Annotated in this window: 22 protein-coding genes and 3 pseudogenes; 15 read left to right on the top strand and 10 right to left on the bottom strand. The window is 63.7% G+C overall.

The annotated features are described in order from the left end of the window. The first annotated feature begins 143 nt into the window (after positions 1-143). The 6 genes from ACIQCN_RS15230 to ACIQCN_RS15205 all read left to right on the top strand — a co-directional run bounded on the left by ACIQCN_RS15230 (position 144) and on the right by ACIQCN_RS15205 (position 4,876). Complete coding sequence (locus ACIQCN_RS15230) at positions 144-587, top strand: 6,7-dimethyl-8-ribityllumazine synthase (RefSeq protein ID WP_400611734.1); 444 nt, start codon at positions 144-146, stop codon at positions 585-587. 158 nt (positions 588-745) lie between these two features. Next, entirely contained in the window at positions 746-1,831 is a 1,086-nt protein-coding gene (locus ACIQCN_RS15225; RefSeq protein ID WP_400611732.1) for a DUF1524 domain-containing protein, read from the top strand. A 44-nt stretch (positions 1,832-1,875) separates the two neighbouring features. Next, positions 1,876-2,583, top strand: a complete 708-nt coding sequence (locus ACIQCN_RS15220; protein WP_400611730.1) for a PASTA domain-containing protein — start codon at positions 1,876-1,878, stop codon at positions 2,581-2,583. A gap of 491 nt (positions 2,584-3,074) precedes the next feature. Further along, positions 3,075-3,581 carry an OsmC family protein gene (locus ACIQCN_RS15215; protein ID WP_400611728.1) on the top strand — a complete coding sequence of 169 codons (507 nt, stop codon included), beginning with the start codon at positions 3,075-3,077 and terminating at the stop codon, positions 3,579-3,581. A 128-nt stretch (positions 3,582-3,709) separates the two neighbouring features. Then, the gene (locus ACIQCN_RS15210) at positions 3,710-3,976 is read left to right on the top strand and encodes a hypothetical protein (protein WP_400611726.1); all 267 of its coding nucleotides are present in this window, start codon (positions 3,710-3,712) and stop codon (positions 3,974-3,976) included. 9 nt (positions 3,977-3,985) lie between these two features. After that, complete coding sequence (locus ACIQCN_RS15205) at positions 3,986-4,876, top strand: diacylglycerol/lipid kinase family protein (protein ID WP_400611724.1); 891 nt, start codon at positions 3,986-3,988, stop codon at positions 4,874-4,876. Between the two features lie 7 nt (positions 4,877-4,883). Here the strand turns inward: ACIQCN_RS15205 and ACIQCN_RS15200 are convergent, their stop codons facing one another. The 8 genes from ACIQCN_RS15200 to ACIQCN_RS15165 form a co-directional block, all read right to left on the bottom strand. After that, the gene (locus ACIQCN_RS15200; RefSeq protein ID WP_400611722.1) at positions 4,884-5,120 is read right to left on the bottom strand and encodes a hypothetical protein; all 237 of its coding nucleotides are present in this window, start codon (positions 5,118-5,120) and stop codon (positions 4,884-4,886) included. A 214-nt stretch (positions 5,121-5,334) separates the two neighbouring features. Further along, positions 5,335-5,883 carry a hypothetical protein gene (locus tag ACIQCN_RS15195; protein WP_400611720.1) on the bottom strand — a complete coding sequence of 183 codons (549 nt, stop codon included), beginning with the start codon at positions 5,881-5,883 and terminating at the stop codon, positions 5,335-5,337. Positions 5,884-5,966: 83 nt separating this feature from the next. Continuing rightward, complete coding sequence (locus tag ACIQCN_RS15190) at positions 5,967-7,685, bottom strand: SulP family inorganic anion transporter (RefSeq protein ID WP_400611718.1); 1,719 nt, start codon at positions 7,683-7,685, stop codon at positions 5,967-5,969. An 81-nt stretch (positions 7,686-7,766) separates the two neighbouring features. Then, a complete protein-coding gene (locus tag ACIQCN_RS15185) occupies positions 7,767-8,303 on the bottom strand; it encodes a DM13 domain-containing protein (RefSeq protein ID WP_400611716.1) in 537 nt (178 codons plus the stop codon). Between the two features lie 70 nt (positions 8,304-8,373). Further along, positions 8,374-9,297, bottom strand: a complete 924-nt coding sequence (locus tag ACIQCN_RS15180) for an NADP-dependent oxidoreductase (protein ID WP_400605504.1) — start codon at positions 9,295-9,297, stop codon at positions 8,374-8,376. 129 nt (positions 9,298-9,426) lie between these two features. After that, on the bottom strand, positions 9,427-10,176 hold the full coding sequence (locus ACIQCN_RS15175; protein ID WP_400611714.1) for an SDR family oxidoreductase: 750 nt from the start codon (positions 10,174-10,176) through the stop codon (positions 9,427-9,429). Between the two features lie 54 nt (positions 10,177-10,230). After that, positions 10,231-11,889, bottom strand: coding sequence for a thiamine pyrophosphate-binding protein (locus tag ACIQCN_RS15170; RefSeq protein WP_400611712.1), 1,659 nt, complete (start codon positions 11,887-11,889; stop codon positions 10,231-10,233). Between the two features lie 119 nt (positions 11,890-12,008). After that, a complete protein-coding gene (locus tag ACIQCN_RS15165) occupies positions 12,009-12,512 on the bottom strand; it encodes an Lrp/AsnC family transcriptional regulator (RefSeq protein WP_400611710.1) in 504 nt (167 codons plus the stop codon). Positions 12,513-12,605: 93 nt separating this feature from the next. Here ACIQCN_RS15165 and hisC point away from each other — a divergent pair, with 93 nt between their 5' ends. The 3 genes and pseudogenes from hisC to ACIQCN_RS15150 all read left to right on the top strand — a co-directional run bounded on the left by hisC (position 12,606) and on the right by ACIQCN_RS15150 (position 16,862). Beyond that, positions 12,606-13,697 carry a histidinol-phosphate transaminase gene (hisC, locus tag ACIQCN_RS15160; protein ID WP_400611708.1) on the top strand — a complete coding sequence of 364 codons (1,092 nt, stop codon included), beginning with the start codon at positions 12,606-12,608 and terminating at the stop codon, positions 13,695-13,697. 55 nt (positions 13,698-13,752) lie between these two features. After that, the gene (locus ACIQCN_RS15155; RefSeq protein ID WP_400611706.1) at positions 13,753-15,165 is read left to right on the top strand and encodes an amino acid permease; all 1,413 of its coding nucleotides are present in this window, start codon (positions 13,753-13,755) and stop codon (positions 15,163-15,165) included. Positions 15,166-15,717: 552 nt separating this feature from the next. Further along, positions 15,718-16,862: pseudogene (locus ACIQCN_RS15150) on the top strand (IS3 family transposase). A gap of 318 nt (positions 16,863-17,180) precedes the next feature. On the opposite strand, the gene ACIQCN_RS15145 reads toward ACIQCN_RS15150, so the two are convergent. Then, entirely contained in the window at positions 17,181-18,785 is a 1,605-nt protein-coding gene (locus ACIQCN_RS15145; protein ID WP_400611704.1) for an SIR2 family NAD-dependent protein deacylase, read from the bottom strand. Here ACIQCN_RS15145 and ACIQCN_RS15140 point away from each other — a divergent pair. From ACIQCN_RS15140 to ACIQCN_RS15130, 3 genes and pseudogenes are all read left to right on the top strand, one after another. Beyond that, positions 18,765-19,022 (top strand): annotated as a pseudogene (locus ACIQCN_RS15140) (Putrescine importer PuuP); the annotation flags it as partial. The gene ACIQCN_RS15145 and the pseudogene ACIQCN_RS15140 overlap by 21 nt on opposite strands. 77 nt (positions 19,023-19,099) lie before the next feature. Beyond that, the gene (locus tag ACIQCN_RS15135; protein ID WP_400611702.1) at positions 19,100-19,897 is read left to right on the top strand and encodes an APC family permease; all 798 of its coding nucleotides are present in this window, start codon (positions 19,100-19,102) and stop codon (positions 19,895-19,897) included. Then, positions 19,839-20,090, top strand: a complete 252-nt coding sequence (locus ACIQCN_RS15130) for a nitrilase-related carbon-nitrogen hydrolase (protein ID WP_400611700.1) — start codon at positions 19,839-19,841, stop codon at positions 20,088-20,090. The genes ACIQCN_RS15135 and ACIQCN_RS15130 overlap by 59 nt, the downstream gene beginning before the upstream one ends. 592 nt (positions 20,091-20,682) lie before the next feature. Here ACIQCN_RS15130 and ACIQCN_RS15125 read toward each other — a convergent pair. Next, complete coding sequence (locus ACIQCN_RS15125; protein WP_400611698.1) at positions 20,683-20,934, bottom strand: hypothetical protein; 252 nt, start codon at positions 20,932-20,934, stop codon at positions 20,683-20,685. A 210-nt stretch (positions 20,935-21,144) separates the two neighbouring features. Between ACIQCN_RS15125 and ACIQCN_RS15120 the strand changes: the two are divergent. The 3 genes and pseudogenes from ACIQCN_RS15120 to ACIQCN_RS15110 all read left to right on the top strand — a co-directional run. Next, positions 21,145-21,415: pseudogene (locus ACIQCN_RS15120) on the top strand (amino acid transporter); the annotation flags it as partial. Between the two features lie 205 nt (positions 21,416-21,620). Beyond that, positions 21,621-22,436, top strand: a complete 816-nt coding sequence (locus tag ACIQCN_RS15115) for a hypothetical protein (RefSeq protein WP_400611696.1) — start codon at positions 21,621-21,623, stop codon at positions 22,434-22,436. A gap of 287 nt (positions 22,437-22,723) precedes the next feature. Further along, positions 22,724-23,572 (top strand): reverse transcriptase family protein, encoded by an 849-nt coding sequence (locus tag ACIQCN_RS15110; RefSeq protein ID WP_400611736.1) that lies wholly within the window; start codon positions 22,724-22,726, stop codon positions 23,570-23,572. Positions 23,573-24,140 lie beyond the last annotated feature (568 nt).

Genomic DNA, 24,140 nt, shown 5'->3' with positions numbered 1-24,140 from the left:
CCGCGAAATCCCCGAACACCTCGCCCACATCGCCGAAGGCATCCAGGACTCCGGCACCACCCGCCAGGAAGCCGCCAGCCTCCTGGCCCGCTAAAATCCTTGGCGCGACTATCCTGAGAACCTCAAGCAGAAAGGCCCCATCCTTGGCTAACTCCTCTCCCCGGGTAGCAATCGTCAGCGCCCAGTGGCACGCAGATATCGTCGACCGCGCCGTCGAAAGCTTCCGTGACCGGCTCAACGAGCTGGGCACAACCGATGTTGACGCCTACCAGGTCCCCGGTGCCTTCGAAATTCCCCTGATGGTTCGAAGGCTGGCAGCTTCCGGCAACTACGACGCCATTGCCACGTCTGCCTTGGTGGTTGATGGGGGCATTTACCGCCATGAGTTCGTGTCACAGACCGTGGTGGAGGCCCTGATGCATGTGCAGCTGGAGACGGACGTACCCGTCTTTTCGGGTGTCCTGACGCCGCACCATTTCCATGAGCACGAAGAGCACCGGAAGCAGTTTTCCAACCACTTCGTGACCAAGGGGCGTGAACTGGCCGACGCCCTGGCCTCGACGCTTGCGACCCTAAAGTCCCTGTAAGGCGGACGCGCCCCCATCAAGGTTGGATCAAGAACGGCTCAATTTCAGGCAAGGTTATCGCCCCGGCCGCTCCAAACCCCTGCTGACGGAATATGCTCAGCGGCATCGCGATTGCGCGAGTACGACGTGGCAACTTGATGTGCCGTTTATGGGGATGAATGTCGACTTACCGGGGCCTTCGTGGCCTTTCCGTGCTGGCTGCCGCTTTTTTGGTGGCTTTGCTGGCTGCAGGCTGCGGGGCGCCGGCCGTCACTGAAAAGCTGGACGGCCCTACTGCTGGGAGCACGGCTGCGGCCGCCACTGCGGAGGCGAGGGAAAGCGCTGGTGGTGTGGTGGCGCCGTCGTCCGTTCCGACGCCGAAGGAAACCGCCGCGCCGCTGGATCCTCCGACGGCGGCCGCGGTGGCGGGCGCACGGGCCCCGAAGCCGCAGCCTGCCTTTGCCGCCAAGGCGCTGGGGCTCCTGGCGACGCTGCCGGTCAAGGGCCGCGCGCCGAAGACTGGATATGACCGGGCACAGTTTGGCCAAGCATGGGCGGATGTGGACCGGAATGGCTGCGATACGCGCAACGACATGCTCAGGCGCGACCTGACCGCCATCCGGTACGCGAACAGTGTGCCGTGCAAGGTGAAATCGGGCGTGCTGGCCGACCCGTACACCGGGACCAGTATCAGCTTCCTCCGCGGCGCCGGCACCAGCAGCAAGGTGCAGATCGACCACGTGGTGGCGCTCAGCGATGCGTGGCAGAAGGGCGCGCAAATGCTGACCCTGCAGCAGCGCACGGCGTTCGCCAACGACCCGCTAAACCTTCAAGCGACGGACGGGCGCACCAACCAGCAAAAGGGCGACGGCGACGCAGCCACCTGGCTGCCCCCGAACAAGGGGTTCCGGTGCCAGTACGTTGCGCGCCAGATTTCCGTGAAGGCCACTTACTCGCTGTGGGTCACGCAGGCCGAGCATGACGCGATGGCGCGGGTCCTGGGCAGCTGCGCGGGGCAGTCGGCGCCCGCGAAGTCTAAGTCGCCGGGCGCTGTGGCGCCGCCGCCTGCCGCTCCGGCCCCGGCGCCGGTTGCTCCCGCTCCCGTGGCGCCCGCGCCCGTCGCTCCCGCCGCGCCGGCTCCTGTGGCCGTGTACTACCCGAACTGTTCGGCCGCCCGTGCAGCCGGCGCCGCCCCGCTGTATGCCGGGATGGCCGGTTACCGGGCAGGGCTGGACCGCGACCGCGACGGCGTCGCCTGCGAGTAGAAGCTTCGTTCAATCCACTGTTCACATCATCAAAAGGGGGAATCTTGAAGAAGACAATAATGCTGGTGCTGCTGGGCGGCCTCGTACTCACTGGCTGCGGCGGACCTCAGGCGGCCGAACCGGTTTCGTCAGCGTCGGCCGTTGCCGTTGTCGAGGAAGGTGTCACCGTACCAAATGTGGTGGGCCTGACCCTCGATAAGGCATCCGATCAGCTCAAGGAGCTTGGACTCGAAGTCGAGCATGAAGACATCGTCGATGGAAAGTCCATTTGGAGTAAGAAGAACTGGCTGGTGATGTCACAGGACGCTGCCAAGGGCGCCCAGCTGACGAAAGAGTCGACCGTGAAGCTCGGGGTTAAGTCCCTCGAGAAGATTGCGGAGGAAAAGGCTGCCGCGGAGAAAGCCGCAGCGGCCAAAGCCGCTGCGGAAAAGGCTGCGGCAGACAAGGCCGCCGCGGCGAAGGCTGCTGCGACGAAGGCAGCCGCTGAAAAGGCTGCCGCTCAAAAAGCTGCCGCAGACCAGGCTGCGCGTGAGGAAGCAGCGCGCCTTGCCGCCGAACAGGCTGCACCCCCGGCACCGCCGGCAGTCCCCGTGGCACCGGCTCCGGCCGCCGTTGCTCCGGCTCCCGCTGCAGCTGTCGTGACGCCGGGTGCCTTCTGTTCCCCCAGCGGAGCGACCGGGGTGAGCGCCAAGGGCACCGCCTACACTTGCAAGCCGTCGGCTACTGATTCTCGCTCGCGGTGGCGGCAGTAAGTCACCCATCAACTTTGCCGGTGGCGATCCCAGTTCAGCGGGCCGCCTTAGTGGTGCCGTTTGCCTTTCGGGCTTAGATAGCCGGGGCAAGCGGCTGAGCCTGGGCTTCACAACGGGAGGCATTGCTGCCGACTGGTCCGGTGCCCAGTCCCCGCGAGCGTTAGCATCAGGATTACCTTCGCCGACGGCAGTGTCGGTGAGTTTTCCGGCCGCACCCTCAACAACGCCTATGACAAGGCGCTCGGAGGGTTCCGCGCCAAAAACGGCCTGGACGCGCGGCCTATTCCAGAAGGACCCCCGGCCGGACAAACTCGGGGCAACACCATTGACTTCGTACCGGGTCATCCCGGCATGGGATGACCCGCGCCCGTATTCAAGCTTTCTCTTGACAATGGACCGGCCGGGGTGTCTTATTCAAGAAAGCTATTGAATAGCTTGGCGTCCCGTACGGCGGCGCCCCGCCGCACAGCAGCAGAAGGTCGTTGAGCCAGATGGCAAACAGGACGGAAGCGCAAATTAACGGAATCAGCGTCGCGGGGTGGGAAGCGTTCCGCGATGAGGTTCGGCAGGACGCCTCCGTGGCCGACAGGCGTCCGTCCGTCACCGCGCACTGGCTCGGCGGGTCCCGGTCGCGCGTGGAATTTGAAGACAAGAGCATGCACATAGGCGGCCGTGGGGAATTCAATGCCATGCAGACCCTTCTTGCGGCGCTGGCTGCGTGCGATGTGGACCTCATCGCCCTTCACGCGGCCCTGCTCGGACTTGAGGTAAAAGACCTGCGCGTCGAGGCCACGGGCCACTTCAACGTCCAGGCGTATCTTGGGCTTGAGGCACCGGGTTCCGGCTACACCGGGATCTCCTACAAAGTCACGCTTACCGCCCCGGATGCCAGTGAGGAGCAGATCCGGCTGCTGCGCGAGCGGATCGAACGCTCCTCTCCCGTGGGCGACTCCCTTAGCCGGTCCATCCCGCTGACGATAGAGTTCAACGCGTCCTGACTGGTGGCCAACCCGGACGCAGGCCCTGGCGGTTGAGCGGGGGCAGCGGCTGCGGCGCGCCGCCAGTTCCCCGGCTGTCAAGGATTGCGTCAAACTGGAGACTGCACCCCCGAACGAAAGCAGCCTCCATGATCACCCTCCAGCAGGACGCCGACGGTTTCATCCGGATGGGCCGGCACTACCCGGCCAGCGTCCGGATCCGGATCGCCTTCACGGACGGCAGCACCGGAGAGTTCTCGGGCCGGACCCTCAACAACGCCTACGACGCAGCACTCGCGGAATTCCGCGCCAGGAACGGGCTGGATGCGCGGGGGTACAACCGGACCCCTGCGGGACGGACCAACTCCGGGAACAGACTCGACTTCGTTCCCGTGCACCCTGGAATGGGCGGGTAGGGGAGCGCCATGGCTGACGGCGGAGCACCCGGCGGCCCCTTTGACCGCGCCGTGGTGATCTTCAACCCGGGCCGGCCCGCGATGGGCGCACGGATCGGGACCCTGCAGCGGGAGTTGGCCGCAGCGGGCCTGCCTGTTGACCTGTTGCCTACGGACCATGCGGGGCATGCCCGTGCACTGGCACGGGCGGAGGCAGGCCGGGGCGCGCCGCTGATTCTGTCAGTCGGCGGCGACGGCGGGTACAACGAGGTGGTCAACGGTGTGATGGAAGTGCCAAGCAGCCAAGCGGTGTGCACCGTAATTCCTGCAGGCAACGCGAACGACCACTTCCGGAGCCTGCCGGCCCGGTCCCTCAGCGAGGCACTGCGGGACAAGAAGGTTCGGCACATCGACCTGCTGCGGGTGGTGTTCCGTACCGGAGACCGGGAGCAGATCCAGTACGCCCACTCCTACGTGGGTTTCGGGCTCACACCCCTGATGGCCATCGGCATCGAGCAGGGCGGCAAGGGAAAAGTGCTCGAACTCGTTTCCGTTGCCCGCACGCTCCGCCGCCTAAAGCCGTTCGAGCTCGTGCGTGACGATGGGGCCACCGCGAAGTTCGACAGCCTGATCCTGGCCAACATCTCGCGCATGGCGAAGTACGGAAAGGTCAGCGAGTCGCATTACCCGGACGACGGATTGTTCGAGGTGGTGACGCTGCCCCATGCCGGGCTGATGAAGATGTCACTGATGACGCTCCGCGCCGTCACCCTGGGACTCGGGCATCAGCCGGGCGTGGCAAGCTATGCCTTCTCCACGCGGAACGCTGTTCCATGCCAGATTGACGGCGAGGTGGTCCATATCCAGGCAGGAACCCACGTCCTGGTGGAGAGCGCCAGGGGTGCCCTCGCCACCCTCTGACCTTTCGTTACAGGAGTGCTTGGCCGGGCCCGGCCTCACGTGACTTCATCCTGATGAAATCGACGTCCTCCTGGGAAAGTGGGGTCTCGCCGTGGGGATCGCTGTTGGCGGGCTGGCCCAGGGCCGCACTGATTTCCGCGGAGAGTGTCCTCGGAAGGACCAGGCAGCCCGGGTTTTCCATCAGCCACCCAGTCACTGGGGAGGGAAGCCGGTTCCATTGGTCGCGGATGCGCAGATCTGTCATGGTGTGCCTTTCGTGGCCGCTGGGGCTGTGAAGGGGCAGGGGACCCGGGTCCAGGTCGGCTGCAGAAGAGTGGAGCTCGTTTTAGGGAAACCGGGGCGTCAGTCCCGGTGTCCCGGGATGCTTGGAGTCTACGCCTGTTGGCGGACCGCTGGGGAGCGGCCGACGGCGGGTGCCCGGGGGTGCGGGGGACCGGCGGCTTTTGGAGCCGGTGCGGTTAGTTCGTGCGGTGGGCAGCGGGGGCCGGGACGGCCCGCAGTTGCGGGTAATCCGCCGGGGCCTGCGGTTCTGCATGGGGCGCAGAAGGAGCGGGGCCGCCGAATGACGGACGCCGGCCGGACCGGTAGGCAAAGTCGATGACGGCTTCGAGTTCCTCAAAAACCGTATGGTTTCCGGGGAGGACCACGTGGGCCAGGAATTCCGATTCAAGGGTAGCAACGCCCGCCGCCACCGCACCGAGCTTGGCTTCTATGGCCAGGGCCAGGGCATGCCAGGATTTGCGGTTGGCGCGTTCCAGGATTTTCGCGTTCGCTTCGCGGAGCCGGCTGTCCGCGATGTCCCCCCGAATCGCCAGGGCGCCCTCAGACTGCAATATGGGCATAAGGATCCGGAATTGCCGGGCGTCAGCCCTGAAGGCGACGGCACTCAGTTTCCCCCGTTGCGTAAACACAACGTCCGTTGCGCCATAGTTCGCCAGCGCCTGCCCGATGTGTTTCCGGGAAGCCTCGCTGCTGCTGGAGTCGCCCCGGGTGTAAGGACCTGTCATCTCCCCACTATGCGCCTGCTGGGCACTCTTTCCTAACGATGCCCAGTGACGCCGCGGTAACTGACCTGATTCGCAATATCGTGTCAATCGGTCCCTTTCGATAAGCCAGGAAAGGACCCGCCCTCCCGCTGGAATGCGCGCACCGCCTCGCTCACGGTCGGGTAGAAGTGTTCGGGGGAGAAGCGGGACCCCATGCCGTACCGCAGCAGCCTGTCCTTGACCGGCCCCTTCATCTCCGCGAACACCAGGTCCACGCCGTGCCGTTCCAGCCATTCATCCAGCTGGACGAGCTCGTCCAGGGCAGTGGTATCGATTCCCGTCACGGGCTCGGCGGCCAGCACCACGCGTTCGGTGCCGGGCGGGGCCCCGTCCAGCTCGTCCCGGACGAAGGAACCCAGCAGGGCCCCGTTGCCAAAGAACAGCGGCGCGTCGAAGCGCAGGATCAGCAGGCCCGGGACGCGTTCACCTTCCGGATGCCGGCTCACGTCGTGGTAGCCGGGGACGCCGGGAAGGTCCACCAGTTCGGCGCGGTACGGGTCCCAGGCCCGGCGCAGGAAGTCCAGGATCGCCAGGCCGACGGCGACCACAATGCCCGGGAGGACGCCTAGGACGGCAACGCCGAGGAAGGCCGCGAGCATCACCAGTGACTCGCTGCGGCTCATGCCGATGAGCCGTCGCACGCCGGCGGGGTCGGCTATCCCGGCGGCCGCGGCGATGACGATTGCGGCCAGGGTGGTGGACGGCAGATACTCGGTGACCCCGGGCGCCGCGAGCATGAAACCGAGGACCAGGACCGCGCCCACCACTCCCGTGAGCTGGGATTTCGACCCGGACTCCACCGCCACCGGCGTGCGGGAAGTGCTGGCCGAAACCGGGAAGCCGCCCAGCAGGCCACTGGCCGCATTCGCTGCGCCCAGGGCCGCCATCTCATGGTTGCCGGAGACCCTGTCGTTCCGGGCCGCGGCCAGCGACTGGGACAGCGTTCCGGTGTCGACGAAGACAATCAGGGCAATACCCGCGGCGGCAGGCAGCAGGGCAACGACGTCGGCCCAGCCGATCCCGCCGAGGGCCGGCGCGGGGAGCCCCTGCGGGAGGGCGCCGGTGACTTTGACGTCGTCGCGGAGTCCCAGCAGGGCGACGGCGAGGCAGGACACGACGACGGCGATCAGCACGCCCGGCACCTTCCACTTCAGCCACCGCGGCCCCAGGATGAGCACCAGCGAGGCGAGCCCCAGCAGCAGCGCCGCCATGTTGGTCTCACCGGCGAGCACCTTCGGCACAGCAGCGAAGAGCTTGTCCCAGGGCGTCTCGCCGTCCACGGAGATCCCCAGGAGCGTGGGAACCTGGGAGGCCACCACCAGCAGGGCGATGCCGTTGAGATAGCCCAACCGGATGGGTTTGGACAGCAGGCCCGTGACGATGCCGAGGCGGAGGGCCGAACCGGCCAGCATGATGGCGCCGATCAGGATTGCCAGCAGGCCGGCCAGTGCCACTGATCGCTGTTCATTGGCGGCGGCCAGCGGGAGCAGCGCGGCCACGATCATGGGGGCGAGAGCCGAATCCGGGCCCAGCACCAGCACACGCGACGGACCCACGGCCGCGTAGGCAATCAGAGGCACGACAGTTGCGTAGAGGCCGGTTACCGGCGGAAGGCCGGCGGCCTGGGCGTAGGCCATCCCCGCGGGGACCAGCACTGCGAAGAGCGCGGCACCGGCCACCAGGTCGTGGCGCAGCCACTCCATCCTGTAGCCGCGGAGCGACGGCGGTACCCACCAGGCTTGGGGCATTCCGGAGCGGCGCATGCTCCGATCATTGCCCATCCTGCCCTTGCCCGCCATCCACCGTCCGGGCGAAAAGCGATTGCCAGTTCCGCCTGAACGGTTCTAGGTCTTCAATTCGGCTGCGGCGAATGATACGGCGAACCGGGCGCACCAAATGCTGACCGAGCTGTAGTCGTCCAGCACAGCGCCAGCAGGGATCGGGTAGTTCTGATTTCCCTTGTTGGCTTTGAGCGCGCCCAGGTCCAGGTACGCGCCGTCATCGAAGACGTACCAGCCGGCGACCCCCTCTACCACCGGGGCGTCGCTGAGCCAGACGCGGAGGTCAGGCCCGTCGGAAGTGTCAAGGCCCTCAAGCCGGAGAATGCGGCTGCCGTCAGGTAGCTGAAGGACCTTCACAGTCCCCGAGCTGGCGTGTTCGTGGCTGATGAGCCGGCCGGTTGCCAGTTCCCGCGGAACGGCGGGGGTGGCAATGGGCGCCGAGGGCGCCGCTGATTTAGCCGCAGGCGTGGCAACGGCCGGAACATCCTCCACCACCGTTGAACTGGTGAAAATGCGCCAGGGCTGGAACAGATACAGCCCCGCAGCAACCGCGATGACAGCCGCGAGAACCGCGGCAAGGATGACTACACGCCGCCTCATACAACATCAACGTCCGGGGACCGGCTGTCGTTCCGTCCTGGAATGCGCCCCGGTCAGGCATGTTGCCGGATCAGGATTCCACGGAAACCACAATCTTGCCGCGGGTATGCCCCTTCATGTTGGAGCGGAAGGCATCGGCGGCCTTTTCCAGCGGGAAGACCTCGGCCACTTCCACCTGGATTTTGCGGCTGTCCACCAGGTCGGCGAGCGCCTGCAGGTCGGCAGCCACGGGGCTGACCCACATCCAGGTGCCGCCATGTTCCTCCACTTCACTGTCTGCAATCGAGGCATGCCTGCCGCCCTCAGCAAGTACTGCCAGGGTCGCGCCCAGGTTTCCGCCCACGAAATCTGCGACGACGTCGACGCCGCCCGGGCGCAGTGCGCGCACGCGGTCAGCGAGCCCGTCCCCGTACGCAACCGGCTCGGCTCCCAGGGAGCGGAGGAATTCGTGGTTCTTGTCCGAGGCGGTGGCGATGACGCTGGCGCCCTTGGCCACCGCGATCTGGATGCCCAGGGAGCCCACGCCTCCGGCGCCACCGTGGATCAGCAGAGTCTCGCCCGCCTTCAGCTCCAGCCGGTTGAGAACCTGGTAGGCGGTTAGGCCGGCCAGCGGCAGCCCTGCCGATTCGTTCCACCCGAGCGAATCAGGCTTCCGTGCCAGGAGCCGTTCCGGCAGTGCGATGTATTCGGCGAAGCTTCCGCCGTGAACGTAGTCCTTGCGGCCATAGGCAATGACCTCGTCGCCGGGCTGGAATTGCCGGGCATCGATTCCTACCGACTCCACCACCCCTGCCACGTCCCAGCCGGGGATTGCGGGGAACTGCAGGTCCATGGCCGCATCCAGGTAGCCCGCCATGATCTTCCAGTCCACCGGGTTCACTGCTGCTGTCTTCACCTTGACCAGGACCATTCCTGGCCCGACTTTTGGCATCGGCTGGTCGCCGAACTCGAGGACGTCAGGGTTTCCGTATTCGCTGTAAGTGATTGCCTTCATGCCTGCCACAACCGCGCGGGGGCGTGTTGCTATTCCATGGCGTCGCAGGAAGTGGCGCATCGCACGGCCTGCGGAAGCTGTCTGCCACAGCTGCGGAATGGGGGCAGCCGGCCCATTCCACAGCGGCTTCTATTCAGCGTCCAAGGCTTCGAGCCATTCCACGAACGTCTGGCGTCCGACGGCGGAACCCGGCGCCGGGACCAGGCCGCCGCCGCGCATGGCCTTGCCCATGGGACCGGGAAGGTGCAGCGGAACGATCCGTTTTTTCTGCTGCGTCTTGGCCAGGTAGGCCCCGACCAGGTCTTTCAGTTGTTCGGTCCGCGGGCCGCCGAGGTCCGGGACGCGCCCTTTCGGCCCGGCCTCGGCCGCGTCCACCAGGGCCGATGCGACCTCGTTTGCCGCCACCGGCCGGGTGAACATCGTGGGCACGAAGACCAGCGGACCCACTGAGGCGGCGTTGATGGTCATCGGCACGAACTCGTGAAACTGGGTGGACCGGAGGAGGGTCCAGGGAATACCGCCGTTCTTGACCTCGCCCTCCTGAACCAGCTTCCCGGCATACAGTCCTGAATTGGCCTCATCGATGCCCACAATCGACAGCACCACATGGTGCGTCACGCCGGCCCTTTTCCCGGCCCCCAGCAGGTTCCGGGTGGCGCTGGTAAAGAAATCCACGGCTTTCTTGGTGGACAGGACCTGGATGCCGGTGACGTCGATAACGGTTTCGACGTCCTGGAGTGCCTGCTCGAGGCCGCCTCCGGTGACCAGATCGACCCCGTCGGTGCGGCTGAGGCTGACCACGTGGTGCCCGCGCTCCCTGGCGATGGCCACAACGTGGCGGCCCACTGTCCCGGTTCCCCCTGCAACGGCAATCCTCATGTAGGAGATCCTATGTGGGGCCTGCGACAAAGCGCCGATGCATTCGCAATGGCGTTATCCGGCCACAGTAGCCTTCGCCGCGCGGGAGGCGTTCATCCACTCGGTCAGCCACGGCGCGCGGACGGTGGACGTGATGCGGCAGTCGGCGACGAACGTCCCGTGGGCGCCGGCGTCGATCCAGTCCTGCAGCGCAGACAGGTCATCAAGCGAGCGGACGACGGCGGACTCCGCACCCAGTGCCCGCGCAACGCCACTGAAGTCAACCTCGGGAATCAACATGGGCTTCTCGGTCAGGCCCTGGGAGCCGTACTGGTGGATCTCGGCCCCGTAGGCGGCGTCGTTGTAGATCACCACGACCGCGCTGCGGGCCGCACCGATCAGCGACGAGAGGTCGGACAGGCCCATCAGGAAGCCGCCGTCGCCCGAGACCAGCACCAGGGTGCGGCCGTCCTCCACCGCACGCGCTGCTCCGACGGCGCTCGCCAGCCCCAGCCCGATCGACTGGAACGCGGTCCCCACCATCACCAGGTCCTGCGGCCGCGGAATGTTCCAGTACATGGGGGCCCACCCGATGAAGTGCCCGCCGTCCTGGACCACCGTGCGGCGCTCCGGAAGCACGGCATCCAGCGCGGCGGCCAGGGCGCGCGGATCCAGTCGGCCGTCCTCAGCCAACTCGGAGCCGGGGTGGTGCCCCGGTCCGGTGGCCAGGCGCCTGGACGCTTCGGCGCGCCAGCCCGCCCGGGCGGCCTCGCCGTCGAGCAGTGAAAGCAGCCGTGACGCAGCGGCCTTCGCATCCGCCTGAACAAACACATCCACGCGGTCATGGGTCGGCTGCATCGCGGTGTCGATCTGGATGACCGTGCTGTCCGGACCCAGCAGGTGCCCGAACCGCATGGTGAACGGGCTCAGGCTCGCCCCGGCCACCAGGACCACGTCTGCCTCGCCCATGAGCCCGGCCGCGGTGTCGGTGCCGAAACCGCCTGCGACGCCCAGATACCCCTCGCCATTGAGGAGGTTGAGCGCGAGGGCGGTTCCGGCGGTCAGTGCGCCGATTCGGTCGGCGAGTTCGCGCAGTTCCGGGCCGGCGCCGGCGAGGTGCGCGCCCCGGCCGGCCAGGATCAGCGGCCGCTGTGCCCCGCCGAGCAGGCGGGCCACCTGTCCAAGGTCCGCGCCGCCGTCGTCCGTCACCTCCACAACGGATGGCTCCGGAAGGTCCTCGTCAGCGGCCTCAACCGCGGCGAGGTCGTAGGGGATGGCAAGCACGACGGCGGTGCGGCGGGTGAGTGCGTATTCCACCGCCTGACGGGTGATGGTGCCCGTGGCATGGCGGGTGACGGTGAAGGTGGCCGCGCCGAGGCCGGCGGCGATGGCGGCCTGGTCCACGTCCTGCGGCCGGGCGCCGCTGGTGGGGGCGTCGCCGGTGACCAGCACGACGGGGATCTGCGCCTGGACGGCCTCGGCCAGGGCGGTGAGCGCGTTGGTGTAGCCGGGGCCGTAGGTGGTGGTGCCCGCGGCGAGCCGTCCGGAGGCCCGGAAGTAGGCGTCGGCCGCGGCGATGGCGGCGCCCTCGTGCCGGACGGCGGTGAAGCGCAGGCCCTGCTGCTCCGCGGCGTCCAGGAAGTAGACGTTTCCGTTGCCCATGACGCCGAAGACGTCGCTGACGTAGCTGCTGAGAACCTGTGCCACGCGGCCGGAGACGGTAAGTGAAGTCATGCAGGAATCGTGCGCCCGGATATGAGAATCGGCAACACACCTCCCCATGGCTGGGCATTTTGGCAGGAGAGAAAGGAGAAACTGAGAATGTGCGCAGTTGTGGCGCGGATCACCCCGGTTTAGTCGGCGGGCCGGGATTCCTGCTCTGACAGCCGGGCCAGGAGGCCGTCGAAGCGCGGCGGCATCAGTTCCAGGACGGAGATGGCGGTGCTGGTCCGCTGGATGCCGTCGATTTCTAGGATCTGGTTGGTGATGCGGTAGAGGTCGCTGGTGCCGCGGGCCACCACCTTGGCGATGAGATCCGCATCGCCGGCCGTGGCGTGCACCTCGATGACCTCCGGGATTGCGGCCAGGCCGTCTTCCACCGACCCGGCGCGGGTCTGGCTGATGTGCAGGGAGAGGAAGGCCGTGAGTTCGTAGCCCAGCGCGGCGGGGTCCAGTCTGCGGCTGAAGGTGCAAAGCGCGCCGCTGCGTTCCAGCCGCGCCAGCCGGGCGTGGACGGTGTTGCGGGCGACGCCGAGGGTCCGAGAGAGTGCCAGGGCGCTGGCTTCGGGGTCCTTGTCGAGGGCCAGGATGATCCGTCCGTCGAGCGAGTCGAGGGTGCGGGAGGATGCGATGGTCATATTTTCACCAGAAGTATTAGAAGTTGAGCAGAAGTCCCAATGGGTTGAGGGTATCTTGCATTGTGCGCGGCGTCACAACCATGATCGGTCCTCATGACCCCCGAACAACTCTTAGCGCCACCCGCGTTGCCCACCCTCCGCGCGGCGGTGGCCGGACTGCCGGCCTACGTCCCCGGCCGGCGCAGTGCCGGCGCGGACATCGCGGCCCTCGCCAGCAACGAAAGCCACTACGAGCCCCTGCCCGCCGCCACCGCCGCGGTGGTCGAAGCGGCAGGCACCATGAACCGCTACCCGGACAGCGCCGCCGTCGAACTCCGCGAACGGCTCGCCCGGCACGTGGGTGTCACCGCGGGGGAGATCGCGGTGGGGCCCGGCAGCGTGGGCGTCCTCCAGCAGATCATCACCGGACTGTGCGACGCCGGGGACGAGGTGGTCTTCGCGTGGCGCTCCTTCGAGGCCTATCCCATCCTGGTGGAGCTGGCAGGCGCCCGGCCGGTCCGCATCCCGCTGGACGAGGCTGAGGGCCACGACCTCGATGCCATGGCCGCCGCCGTCACCGACCGCACCAAGGTGATCCTGCTCTGCACCCCCAACAACCCCACCGGCGTGCCGATCAGCCACGAGCGCGTCGAGGCCTTCCTGGAGACTGTGCCCTCCAGCGTCCTGGTGGTCATCGATGAGGCCTACGTGGAATACGCCGACGCCGGCAGCGGCCCCGATTCCCTTGCCCTCTATCGCCGGTTCCCGAACGTCTGCATCCTGCGCACCTTCTCGAAGGCCTACGGACTGGCTGGCCTCCGCGTGGGCTACGCCGTGGCGGCGCCCGCTATCGCCGAGGGACTGCGCCGCACCGCCCTTCCCTTCGCCGTGAGCGCGCTGGCCCAGAAGGCAGCCATTGCCTCGCTGGATGCGGGGGAGGAGATGGAAGCGCGCATTTCCTTGGTGCGGCAGGAGCGCGCCCGGATGGCCGCGGAGCTGGAAGCCCAGGGCTGGAAAATGCAGCCGAGCCAGGGCAACTTCCTGTGGATCCGCGCCGACGAGCACCTCCAAGCGAGGCTCGTGGACGCGTTTGACGGCGCCGGCATCCTGGTCCGGGCATACCAGGGCGACGGCGTGCGGATCACCGTTGTCGACCCCGCCTCCAATGACCGCGTGCTCCGGCTCCTCGCAGCCCACGCGGCCTGACAACCGAACTGACCCCAACCCAACCCCGTTCCACCTACACCTAAGAGGAATCCCCATGGAACAACAGACAAAGTCGTCTGCCCCCGCCCTCGGCGCCGCCCTTAAACCCCGCCAGCTCACCATGATGGGCCTGGGAAGCGCCATCGGCGCCGGCCTGTTCATCGGCTCCGGCGCCGGCATCCAGGCCGCCGGCCCGGCGGTGCTGATCTCCTACCTCGTGGCCGGCACCCTTATCATCCTGGTGATGTGGGCGCTCGGCGAGATGGCCGCCGCCAACCCGGACAGCGGCGCGTTCTCCGTTTACACCGCCAAGGCCTACGGGCCGGTGGCCGGCGCCACGGTGGGCTGGCTGTGGTGGCTGCAGCTCGTCGTCGTGATTGCCGCAGAGGCGCTGGGTGCGGCGGGGCTGCTGGCCACCATCTTCCCGGCCCTGCCGGTGTGGCTGATGGCCTTCGTATTCATCGTGGTGCTCACTGCCGTGAACCTGACCAGCGTGAAGAACTTTGGCGAGTTCGAGTTCTGGTTCGCCCTGCTCAAGGTGGCGGCGATCGTCGGGTTCCTGCTGGTGGGCTTCGCGCTGCTGTTCGGCTTGGTGCCGGGCGTGGAGTCGCCGGGCCTGGCCAACTTCATGGGGGAGGGGTTCGCGGTCAACGGGTTCAGCGGGATTGCGACGGCGCTGTTCGTCGTGGCGTTTGCATTCGGCGGCACGGAGATCGTGTCCGTGGCGGCAGCCGAGACCGCTGAGCCGGCCCGCAGCGTGAAGAAGGCAGTCCGGACGGTGCTGTGGCGCATCCTGGTGTTCTACATCGGAGCCATCTTTGTGATCGCCGCAGTGGTCCCCGTGGGTTCGGAGGGGCTGAAGAGCCCGTTCGCCGCAGTGCTTGAAGCTGCCGGCATGCCCGGCGCCGGCACTGCCATCACCCTGGTCGCCGTGGCGGCACTGCTTTCAGCGCTCAACGCCAACCTCTACGGTGCCTCCCGCATGGCGTACTCCCTGGCGGAGCGCGGTGAGGCGCCGCGTGTGCTTGCATCCGTGTCCAAGGCCCGCGTTCCGGTGGTCGCGGTCCTGGCCAGCGTCGCCTTCGGTGTTGTCACAGTGGTGCTGGAGATGGCCTTCCCCGAGATGGTGCTCGGCGTCCTGCTCAACATCGTAGGCTCGACCTGCCTGCTGGTGTGGACGTCCGCGCTCCTGGCCCAGCTCGCGCTGCGCCTCCGCGCCGACCGCGAGGGAACGGAGCTTTCCCTGCGGATGCCCGGCTTCCCGTGGCTCACGGGCCTTGGCCTGCTCATCCTCGCGGCGATCTTCACAGTGGGCTTCATCGGCCAGGATTCGCGCCCCCAACTCCTGAGCACTTTCGGACTCGTGGCGGTTCTTGCGGTTGGGTGCTGGGTTAATCAGCGGTCCAGGAGGGTTCCGCCGGCTGTTGAAGTTTCGGACCGTGGCAAGCAGTCGGTGCTGATCGACTGAATCAGGCCGAATGAAATGCACGACGGCGGCGCCCCGGCTTTTGCGGGGGCGTCGCCTCTGCTTTCCCCATTAACCCGGCGGAACCTGCCAGAGGCCTTGGGTTTTCTGGTTCCTCCGCCCGCCAGCGTCGGTGGGGCAGCGCCCAGCTATCGCTCCGTTAACAGCCCCAAAGGCCGGTGGGACGTTCAACTCGTGTCCTGCGGGAGAACAGCACGTTTTCTGAACATCCAACCTTTCGGCAACGAGAAGGCGGCAGCCGCTGCCGGCCTTGACTCCGATGTCCTGCGGATGGGGAACCTGGATACGGACATCGCCCCGCCGCCTTCTGCCGTGGCTGTGGGCCGCCGGGACGCGAACAGCTGGCTGCCCTTCAGACGCGCGGTGCCTTACTTGAAATAGCAACATTCCTAGGAATGTCAACGCACCGCGTGGAGGCCTTTCTGCGGCCCATCCGGTCGCAGGTGACGAGGCCGAAAATGAAAGTAGGGGACTGCCCCCGGCTTTGTTGACTCCTTCACCTAGCGAGCTTGTGCTCGTGGAAGGATGTTGACTATGCCAACGGCTTATGGGGCGGAGTTCCGCCAGGATGTTATAGATGTGGCCCGCAAGGGCGAGGCGCCGCTGGCACAGATTGCGAAGGACTTCGGGCTTTCGGTCACAACGCTCAAGCGCTGGCTCGCGATCGCCGAACGTAAAGAATCCGGGGCCGGCCCGGCGGCGACGGAGTCGGCCGAGATGCGGGAGCTGAAGAAGCGCAACCGCCCGTTGGAGCAGGAGAACGAGATTCTGCGCCGGGCGGCTGCCTATCTGGCCAGAGACATCAACCCAAAATGATCTACCCGCTGGTCACGGATCTTGCCGCCGACGGTGTTTCCGTGGCGGTGACCTGCAGGGTGTTGGGATTCAGCAAGCAAGGCTATTATCGATGGCGAGCCAGTCCGGTGACGGAACGCGACTGGATCGATGCGCACCTGGTCAACGCCGCCCGGGACATCCACGCCGACGACCCGGCCTTCGGGTACCGGTTCATCGTCGACGAGCTCCCGGAGATGGGCATCGTGGCGGGTGAGAACAGGGTCCAACGCCTGTGCAGGGGACCTCGGCATCTGGTCGGTGTTCTCGAAGAAGCGGGGCCTGAACCGCAAATCCGGGCCACCGGTTCACGATGACCTGGTGGAGCGGGACTTCACCGCCGCCGCGGCGAATGAGCTGTGGCTGACGGACATCACCGAACACCCGACTGCCGAGGGGAAGCTCTACCTCTGCGCGGTGAAGGATGTGTATTCCGGAAGGATCGTCGGGTACTCGATGGACGTCCGGATGAAGTCCTCGCTGGCGGTCGCTGCATTGGAGAGCGCGGTGCGGGCACGCCGCCCGGCAGCGACCGTGGTCCACCCGGATCGCGGGTCCCAGTTCCGGTCTCGCCGCTTCGTCGAATCGCTCCGGCACCACGGGCTGACAGGATCGATGGGCAGGGTCGGTGCGTGCGCGGACAACGCCGCGATGGAATCGTCCTTCTCGCTGCTGCAAAAGAACGTCCTGGACCGTCAGCGGTGGCTCACCAGGCAGGAACTGCGCCTGGCCATCACGACCTGGATCGAGCGGACCTACCAGCGCCGGCGACGGCAAGACGGCTGGGAAAACTCACGCCTATCGAATATGAAACAATCAACCGGACCGCGCTCACAGCGGCCTAAGACCCCGAGTCAACAAAAGCCGGGGCAGTCCCTATCTTAATGCCGCGGCTTAGGCGCAGGGCGAGGTTAACGCAGCTCTTTCTTGACCCCCGGGCGGCCAAAAAAATAAGCCAGCCGGAGGCGGGTTCGAGCGAAGGTACCAGAGCGCCTCAGGATTGTAAGTCCCGTCTGAACGGATGGTGGCCCGAAGGGCATAGCCGGAGGTAAGGAACCAGTTCATTAGGCATCTGAGATCGGACTCATTCTAAGACAAGGCCTGCTAGGCCGAAAACTTTTAGCACCGCGACAGTCTATTAGGAGAAGAGAAAGGCGTTGGCGTTAAAGTTTGTCAACGAAACGTCGAATTGCAGAAACAAAACGGTTGGCTTCCGGGGCCGAGATGACACGAGCGCGATGCAGAACTTCATTACGGGCGGAAATGGCTTCTTCTATGACCTCGAATTCGCCGGGAAGATCGAAAAGACCGTGGTTCCTGGCCTCCAGCAACAACAATCGCACCGAGGCCTGCCGTCCTGGCTTACGCTCGAGGTCCTGCGCGAGGAACGCCGCTAACTTCCTCTCGAGCATTGACACGGCGGAGATCAGGGAAGCGCCGTACTCTCTCTGTGCTAGCAATCTCTCGGGTTCTCGGCGGTGCAGTCGTTCAGACCCATCTACCTTTTCGAGCCAACCACTTAAGCCATGGATAAAGGCGACGGGGTCGGCCTCCAACTTTTTAGGTCGTACCATAAAATGAGCGTTTTTGACGTCAAAAGTGGGAGGTGTTCCTTGCTCTGCGATGACTAATATCTGGTGTGGTTCCTTCCGGGCAAACACCAACTTCGCTTCGTAATCGCTCCCCGAACTTCCTCGTTCAATTACGACAACCGCGGCCCGTTCAATTAGCGCGTCCACTTTGGTCGCTATCGTTTCTTGCGGTGTGACAACATCCGCTGCAGCCACGGGGATAAGACCGTGGTGTTCGACAACCGGGAAAACCACATCCCGGTACCAACCCAACAGATTTGGTGGAACAGCAAAGTAGCACATACGACTGGGCTCATCAGGTACCCTCAGGTCAGCAGTTACGCGGTCGTCCGTGCTCACTAGGGTTCGGGGCAAGTTTTCACGCCAGAATTCTCCTAGTTCGGTAAACAGGGTCTCCAGTTGCTCGCCCACGGTTCTTCCCCGCCGTGCCGGAAGGTTGATGACATTCACTCCACGTCGTTCATAGCGGTTCACAATGTGGGAGGGCGCATCGACTTGAATCGTCCAGAGAGGGCGAGTCATCCGACCCAACCGCCGTTTGATCAGCGCGAGCAACTGTCGAGTATCGGGATCGTCCAGGCTGTAACCCACCAACACTGCCGTGTGATCAATTAGCATCGCAGTGACACTCGTGGCTAGCAATGGATAAGCGAGAAGGAACTGATCGTAATCATCCTCAGTGATGACCATGCGAGTCGGGTGATTCACGTCGCTGTGAAGCTTTATCACACGCGGACCTGAGTAAAGGTTGCGTGTGGATAGTTGGGCCTCGTCAACGATCGGAAGACAGCCTTTACCGACTCTGTCGTAGGCCTTTTCAAGGAGAAAATCAAAGTTAGTCGTTATGACGTTTGCAAAGCCAATGTGAGCAAAGGCCACATGAGCTGGCCCGGGCGCTGCGTCATGAGCGCGAATCAGCTTGGACGTTCTGTCAATGAGGTTCAGTCTGCCAAACGTGTGCTCGTAAGCAGACAGGATTTCCAGTGGACTGGTGTTGGGGTCTGCACCTATGACCTCGCCAGCCAATTCCCGGCCTAGTTCAGCCCACGTTACGGGGAGGCGCCCATCTTGGACGACGGCGTTCCTTGAAAATCCAGCGCCAATCAGGGGGAGCCACCGGCCCTGACTCAAGTCATCAAGCAACGAATTAGGTACGTGATCGATAAGCCGGCTCATGCCGGAAATCCTACCTACACCTACGTCCGCCGCTCCATCGATCCCCGCGTGGGCTTCCTGGTGGGATGGGCCGTGCTGCTGGACTACCTCTTCCTGCCCATGGTCATCTGGCTCATGGGCAGCTCGTACCTGACCGTGCAGTGCCCTGTATTCCCACCGGCGTCCGGGTGGTGGGCCTCATCCGTCATCACCACGCTGCTGAACATCCTGGGCGTCAAGATGGCGGACAAGGCCAACTACGTGCTGATGGCGTTCCAGCTGTTGGTCCTCGTGTTCTTCGTGGCGCTGGCCACAGGCAACGTGCGGTCCAAGCGGTGCCGGGGGACTGGTCAGCGGACAGCGACACCGCCAGCTTCGCCACGATCTCCGCCGGCGCCGCGATCGCCGCGTACTCGTTCCTGGGGTTCGACGCCGTCACCACCCTCACCGAGGAAACCGTCAACCCGCGCCGGACCGTGCCGCGCGCCATCATGCTCGTGGCCCTGATGGGCGGCGGTATCTTCGTTGCCGTCTCGTACGTGACCCAGCTGGTGCACCCGGGCGGCGTGTTCGAGGACTCTGCCTCCGCGGCCAGCTCCATCGCTTTGCAGATCGGCGGGGAGCTGTTCGGTGCGGTGTTCCTGGCCGGCCTGGTGGTGGCGCAGTTCGCTTCCGGCCTGGCCGCGGAGGCCAGCGCCTCCCGCCTGCTGTACGCGATGGGCCGGGACTCGGTCCTGCCCAAGGCGGTTTTCGGCAGGCTCAGTGCGAAGTACCATACCCCGGTGGCGAATCTGGTGATCACCGGCATCGTGGGCCTGATCGCGCTGTTCCTGGACGTGGCCACGTTGACGTCGTTCATCAACTTTGGTGCCTTCACCGCCTTCACGCTGGTGAACGTCTCGGTGGTGTTCCATTACGTGCGGCAGCGCCTGGCCGGGCAGCAGCTGAACCCGGTGTCCTACATGGTGGTCCCGGTGATCGGCGCCATCATCTGCGCCTACCTGCTCTCCCAGCTGGACAGCAACGCCATTACGCTTGGGGTGTCTTGGCTGGTGCTGGGCGTGCTCGTCGTGGGTGCCGGGCGAGCACAAGACCGAGCAGTGGCTGGCGCTGAACGCGGCGCGGGCGATTGAGAACAGCGTGTACGTGGCGGGTGTGTGCCAGGCGCCACCGGTGTCGCTGGGCGGGAGCGTGCTGGTGGATCCGATGCGGGTTGTTGAAATGGACCTTGGGCTGGCCGCTGGAGTTCGCGTGCTGGAGGTTTCGATGGAGACGGTAGACCGGGTGCGGGAGTGGTTCCCGATGTTCCGGCAGCGGCGGTTGTAGGGGCGAGATCAATTCAGGGGGCTCAAGGACCTTGCCCGAGACGTGTGCTAACTCGAGCTATCGATTTTGGTTTGGCCAGTCCATGCGTGCCCGTCCCTAGAAACTAACGGCGAGGGCAGGGATGCCGCCCATAGCAGGCTGCCACCATTACCGGCGTTTGTACGGCCGGCACCCTAAATTTGTTGAACACCACCAACGACCCCACCCGCCCCGGGCCGTCCTGAGGTGGGAGAGGTCTTGCAAACAGATGGACGGGACAGGAAAGAAGCCCTTATGCGTGGTCCGATCGCAACCTTGTAACAAAATGGACGTCATTGCAGCCCCGGCGTCCGCTCAGGTCTTATCGAAGTTACAGGCAGTTGAGTGCTCTCTTCCCCCCTCACTGCAGAACCCGCATTGGAGCCAAGAAGAGAAGGAAACTGTGGCAGAATTAGGAAGAGTGCGCAAGGTAACAGTTCAACGCCTGGTGATTGAACGAAGGAATACGAGACGGCATAAATCAGCGAATATTGTCGTTTGTCAAGCAACCAAGAAAGGACCCAAGCTAGTCACGCATGACAGTCCGGGACCTTCCTTGCCATTCGGATAGCAGCTACACGTCCTCAGCTTCGTAATGCACGTTCCAGCCCTCGGAAACTTCGCAGTCCAGGCGGAGCGTGAGGGGGCGATTCTCATCACCGGCCAAAAGCGTAGCGCCCGTTACGGTCGCCTCCCCAGATGTAGGCGCAGTACTGCTCTGCAACTGGATCACTGAGCCAACAGGCAGATTGATGAAACCCTCAAGCCACATCACTTGCGTATGCTCTGCCGCGTCCCAAATGAGCGTGCGCTCGTCCACTTTCACTTTCGGCACTTTATGACCGCTCACCGTGAATCTCCCTTAGTAGTTTTAGTGCCAGTCTTAATGCTGGCGCAATTGACCAGTCTAGGCAGGGTTTATACATGCACCCCGCAAGGTCCGCCCGTGTCAGCACTGAATATGGTTCGGGGCATAGTGACGCTCTCGACCTGATGGGTTCAAAGCGATGATGGCGCCGTAGACCAAAGACTCCACCTGGAACAGCAGGCAACGATGTCCGCCCGCACCCTCGGCGCGGCCCTCACCCCCAGTCCGAGATGATGGGCCTCGGAAGCGCGATCGGCGGGGGCCTCTTCATGGGCTTCGGAGACGGTACCCAGGACGCCGGCCCGGCCGTGCTGATCGCCTGCCTCGTGGCCGGCACCCTCGTCATCTTGGTGATTGGGCCCTCGGCGGAGTGGCCGGGGCCACCGTGGGCTGGCTGTGGTGGCTGCAGCTGTGGGTTATCGCGGCGGAAGCGCGGGGTGGGCAGAACCGGACCCAATCCGTGACGAGGCCCTAGAGCCGGATTACAAGTACGCCCTGCCCTTGGTGTGACTGCCGCTGTCACCAGGTGCAGCACCTTAGGAGCTACCCCCGACTTGGATGCCCAGTATAGGTTTAGGTGATGCTTCGTTGGTCTTTGAACAAAGCCATTGGCATGAAAACGGTCGGGGAAGAAGGGACCTGTTGTGGAAATGTCACAGCATCTGCCGCAAGTTTTTGTCTACGCAGATGAGTCAGAGTACAAAATTCCGTGGAAAAAGGAGGAAGCGCGGCGAATTAGTTATGTCTATGCAGTTGGCGCGGTGGTGGTTGAGGGTGAGGATTCTCTCGCCGATTTGGATGCGAAACTGAAGGAGTTACGAGAAGAAGTCGTTAACGATCGTTCCATTACGAACCATGAGGAGCGATTTAGACTTGAAGAGTCGGGATGGCATCTAACTGAAGACCAACTTTCGACTGCTTTTCCTCTTTGGCGGTTTATGGGCCAGTCCGTAGGTATCAAGTACCACTACCGCTACGTTGAGACGCTTGAAAAGGTTGATGGGCCCAAGCTTAGTCGCGTTTATGCCGTTTTGCATGCAGCCTTGGCAAAGGATCTAGTACGGCGCTATGCAGAAGATTACGTAGTTGAGTTCAACTTTGAAGAGTATACCGATCTCAATTCACCCTTTGAGCGTCTAATTCAATTCTGCGTGGATCAGAGTGACGGCTGGGATATACAAGCACCCACAGTGAATGTTGTGAAAAAAGGTCAGTCAGATCTATCGTCGATAGCAGACTATATGATTTTGGGAATTTCGCGACTTATAGGCCAGAACGAAATTGCTTGTGGCGCGGTTTTTGACTGCAGCGGCCAATGCCGAGGGACATTGTTTAACTCTGCTGGACCGGTTCTGGGCCACGTTATCTCCAAAAGCTCTGAATTTCGCAACTTCGAATACATTCGAGCAAGCATCTCTTCTATAAGCAGAGTTAGGTTGCACACGGGTGTACTGTCCTGATCGTCTGGATACGTTCCGCTCGTCGTTCGGTTACTATGGAGATCGCGGCCCCTCGCGATCGTAGATAAGTTGCCGATTCGGCACAGTGTTCACTTTTTTGTGTAGTCGCTACGGCCGGGGGGTCGCTTTGAATCCCCGCTTGGATTGGCGCAACATTGAACCAGGAACCTCTTGAATGGGACCGCTTGAAGTGGCAGCTGCAGGTTGCTACGCGTACCAACAGCCTCCTGCCAACGACCACCGCGACCTCAGAGTGGAGGACCTGGGCGCAGGCGTTGGCGCGCCCGGTGCGCTTTCGTGGGCGTGACGGATGGCGCTCCGTCGGACCTTTAGACTCTCTCCTGAAACGCATGGCCGCCGCCCTTCAGGATGTTTACGAGGCGCCCGATTGCGTCTATGGTTTCGTTCCACACCGCTCGACTTTTACTGCCGCTCAGGTTCATGTGGGTGCCCCGTCCGCGCTGGTCGTTGACCTAAAGGATTTTTTTGGACAAGTCAAGGAACAACGTGTCAGAAATGCATTACAGTGCGTGCTTGACGCAAAAGCGGTCGATGTTTTCGTTGGGTGCTGCTTACGATCGGGTGCTCTGCCTCTCGGGTTCCGCACGAGCCCAGTTATCTCCAACATAGTCTTTTTGAGAACAGATCTCGAAATTGAAAAACTGTGCGCGGCTCGTTCCATAAAGTATACGCGTTGGGCTGACGACCTAGTGTTTTCTGGTGCATCTGTAGATGACGTTTTTTTGGATGAATTGCTGTTGATATTGGGCTCACAAGGTTGGGCGCCCAATGAGAAGAAAACAAGATTCATGTCTACGAGGCGCGTCGTTCTTGGGCTCAACGTGGCTCCAAGTCTGCAACGCCCTCATGTTCCGCGGGGAATCAAGAAAGAACTCCGCAAGCAAGTTTACTACTTGAATAAATTTGGTATGGCTCACTTCTCTCGCCCTGGTGCGTGGCCGCTGCCGAGGATCTTGGGGATGATCGCTTATGTCAAGTCGGTGGACCCGAATCTTGCCACCTTGATAGAGCAGCAATTGCATACGCTTCCTAAGGACCCGCGCCTTGTGGCATATATAAATGCTGTTGGTGGAGGAAAGTGGCAAACCGTTATGCTCAGAAGGATTGGGCTTTAGGGCAGTTGCTTTACGGTATCAGTCCGGAACCTCGGGCGTTGGGCCTGCCGTCGATACGGGACGACACTGCGGCCGTAATCACGATATGTCGCTGCTAGCATAGTTAGCGAGGTCAGATGACCTTGCTGTACAGCGCCACCAAATTGCCGTGGTCCCATTGATGCGTTGGATACCCCTGTTTCTGTTGCTTTAGATATTTTTAATCCCGCTTATAGTGGCTAAAGTGTGACTTTGCTCTGCTGCAACCTAGTGTCGCTTGCTATGGTGCAGAGGGAATTTAAGAAGCTTCTGTGGGCATCGTTATCTTTTTCACTTACCGTTGTCGAAATTCGTGCTCACTGATGCATGGCTGATCCCGAAGCGCGGCTTCAGCGGCAAGTCCCAGCCTTTGTCGTCTTGAAGGAGTTGGATTGAGATCGTTATTTCGATGCTTCCCGCGGACTGAGGTGCCGAAGCGTTCGATCTGCCTTATTCGGCTCTTCGGAATCAAGGGTGTAGCGAGGGTCTGAAACCTCCGGCCTCGAGCAGGCTCCTGGCTGTGTAGTTCGCGAGGTTGCGGAAGCCGAGC

The sequence above is a fragment of the Pseudarthrobacter sp. NPDC092424 genome (assembly GCF_044754925.1).
GTDB lineage: Bacteria > Actinomycetota > Actinomycetes > Actinomycetales > Micrococcaceae > Arthrobacter.
Note: the sequence above shows the minus strand (reverse complement) of the source record. Positions and strands in the feature narration are given on the sequence as shown.

Coding starts and splice junctions, on each gene's coding strand:
- ACIQCN_RS15225 (WP_400611732.1), top strand. CDS start 746: ATGTCGACTTACCGGGGCCTTCGTGGCCTTTCCGTGCTGGCTGCCGCT.
- ACIQCN_RS15215 (WP_400611728.1), top strand. CDS start 3,075: ATGGCAAACAGGACGGAAGCGCAAATTAACGGAATCAGCGTCGCGGGG.
- ACIQCN_RS15210 (WP_400611726.1), top strand. CDS start 3,710: ATGATCACCCTCCAGCAGGACGCCGACGGTTTCATCCGGATGGGCCGG.
- ACIQCN_RS15205 (WP_400611724.1), top strand. CDS start 3,986: ATGGCTGACGGCGGAGCACCCGGCGGCCCCTTTGACCGCGCCGTGGTG.
- ACIQCN_RS15200 (WP_400611722.1), bottom strand. CDS start 5,120: ATGACAGATCTGCGCATCCGCGACCAATGGAACCGGCTTCCCTCCCCA.
- ACIQCN_RS15195 (WP_400611720.1), bottom strand. CDS start 5,883: ATGACAGGTCCTTACACCCGGGGCGACTCCAGCAGCAGCGAGGCTTCC.
- ACIQCN_RS15190 (WP_400611718.1), bottom strand. CDS start 7,685: ATGCGCCGCTCCGGAATGCCCCAAGCCTGGTGGGTACCGCCGTCGCTC.
- ACIQCN_RS15185 (WP_400611716.1), bottom strand. CDS start 8,303: ATGAGGCGGCGTGTAGTCATCCTTGCCGCGGTTCTCGCGGCTGTCATC.
- ACIQCN_RS15180 (WP_400605504.1), bottom strand. CDS start 9,297: ATGAAGGCAATCACTTACAGCGAATACGGAAACCCTGACGTCCTCGAG.
- ACIQCN_RS15175 (WP_400611714.1), bottom strand. CDS start 10,176: ATGAGGATTGCCGTTGCAGGGGGAACCGGGACAGTGGGCCGCCACGTT.
- ACIQCN_RS15170 (WP_400611712.1), bottom strand. CDS start 11,889: ATGACTTCACTTACCGTCTCCGGCCGCGTGGCACAGGTTCTCAGCAGC.
- ACIQCN_RS15165 (WP_400611710.1), bottom strand. CDS start 12,512: ATGACCATCGCATCCTCCCGCACCCTCGACTCGCTCGACGGACGGATC.
- hisC (WP_400611708.1), top strand. CDS start 12,606: ATGACCCCCGAACAACTCTTAGCGCCACCCGCGTTGCCCACCCTCCGC.
- ACIQCN_RS15155 (WP_400611706.1), top strand. CDS start 13,753: ATGGAACAACAGACAAAGTCGTCTGCCCCCGCCCTCGGCGCCGCCCTT.
- ACIQCN_RS15145 (WP_400611704.1), bottom strand. CDS start 18,785: ATGAGCCGGCTTATCGATCACGTACCTAATTCGTTGCTTGATGACTTG.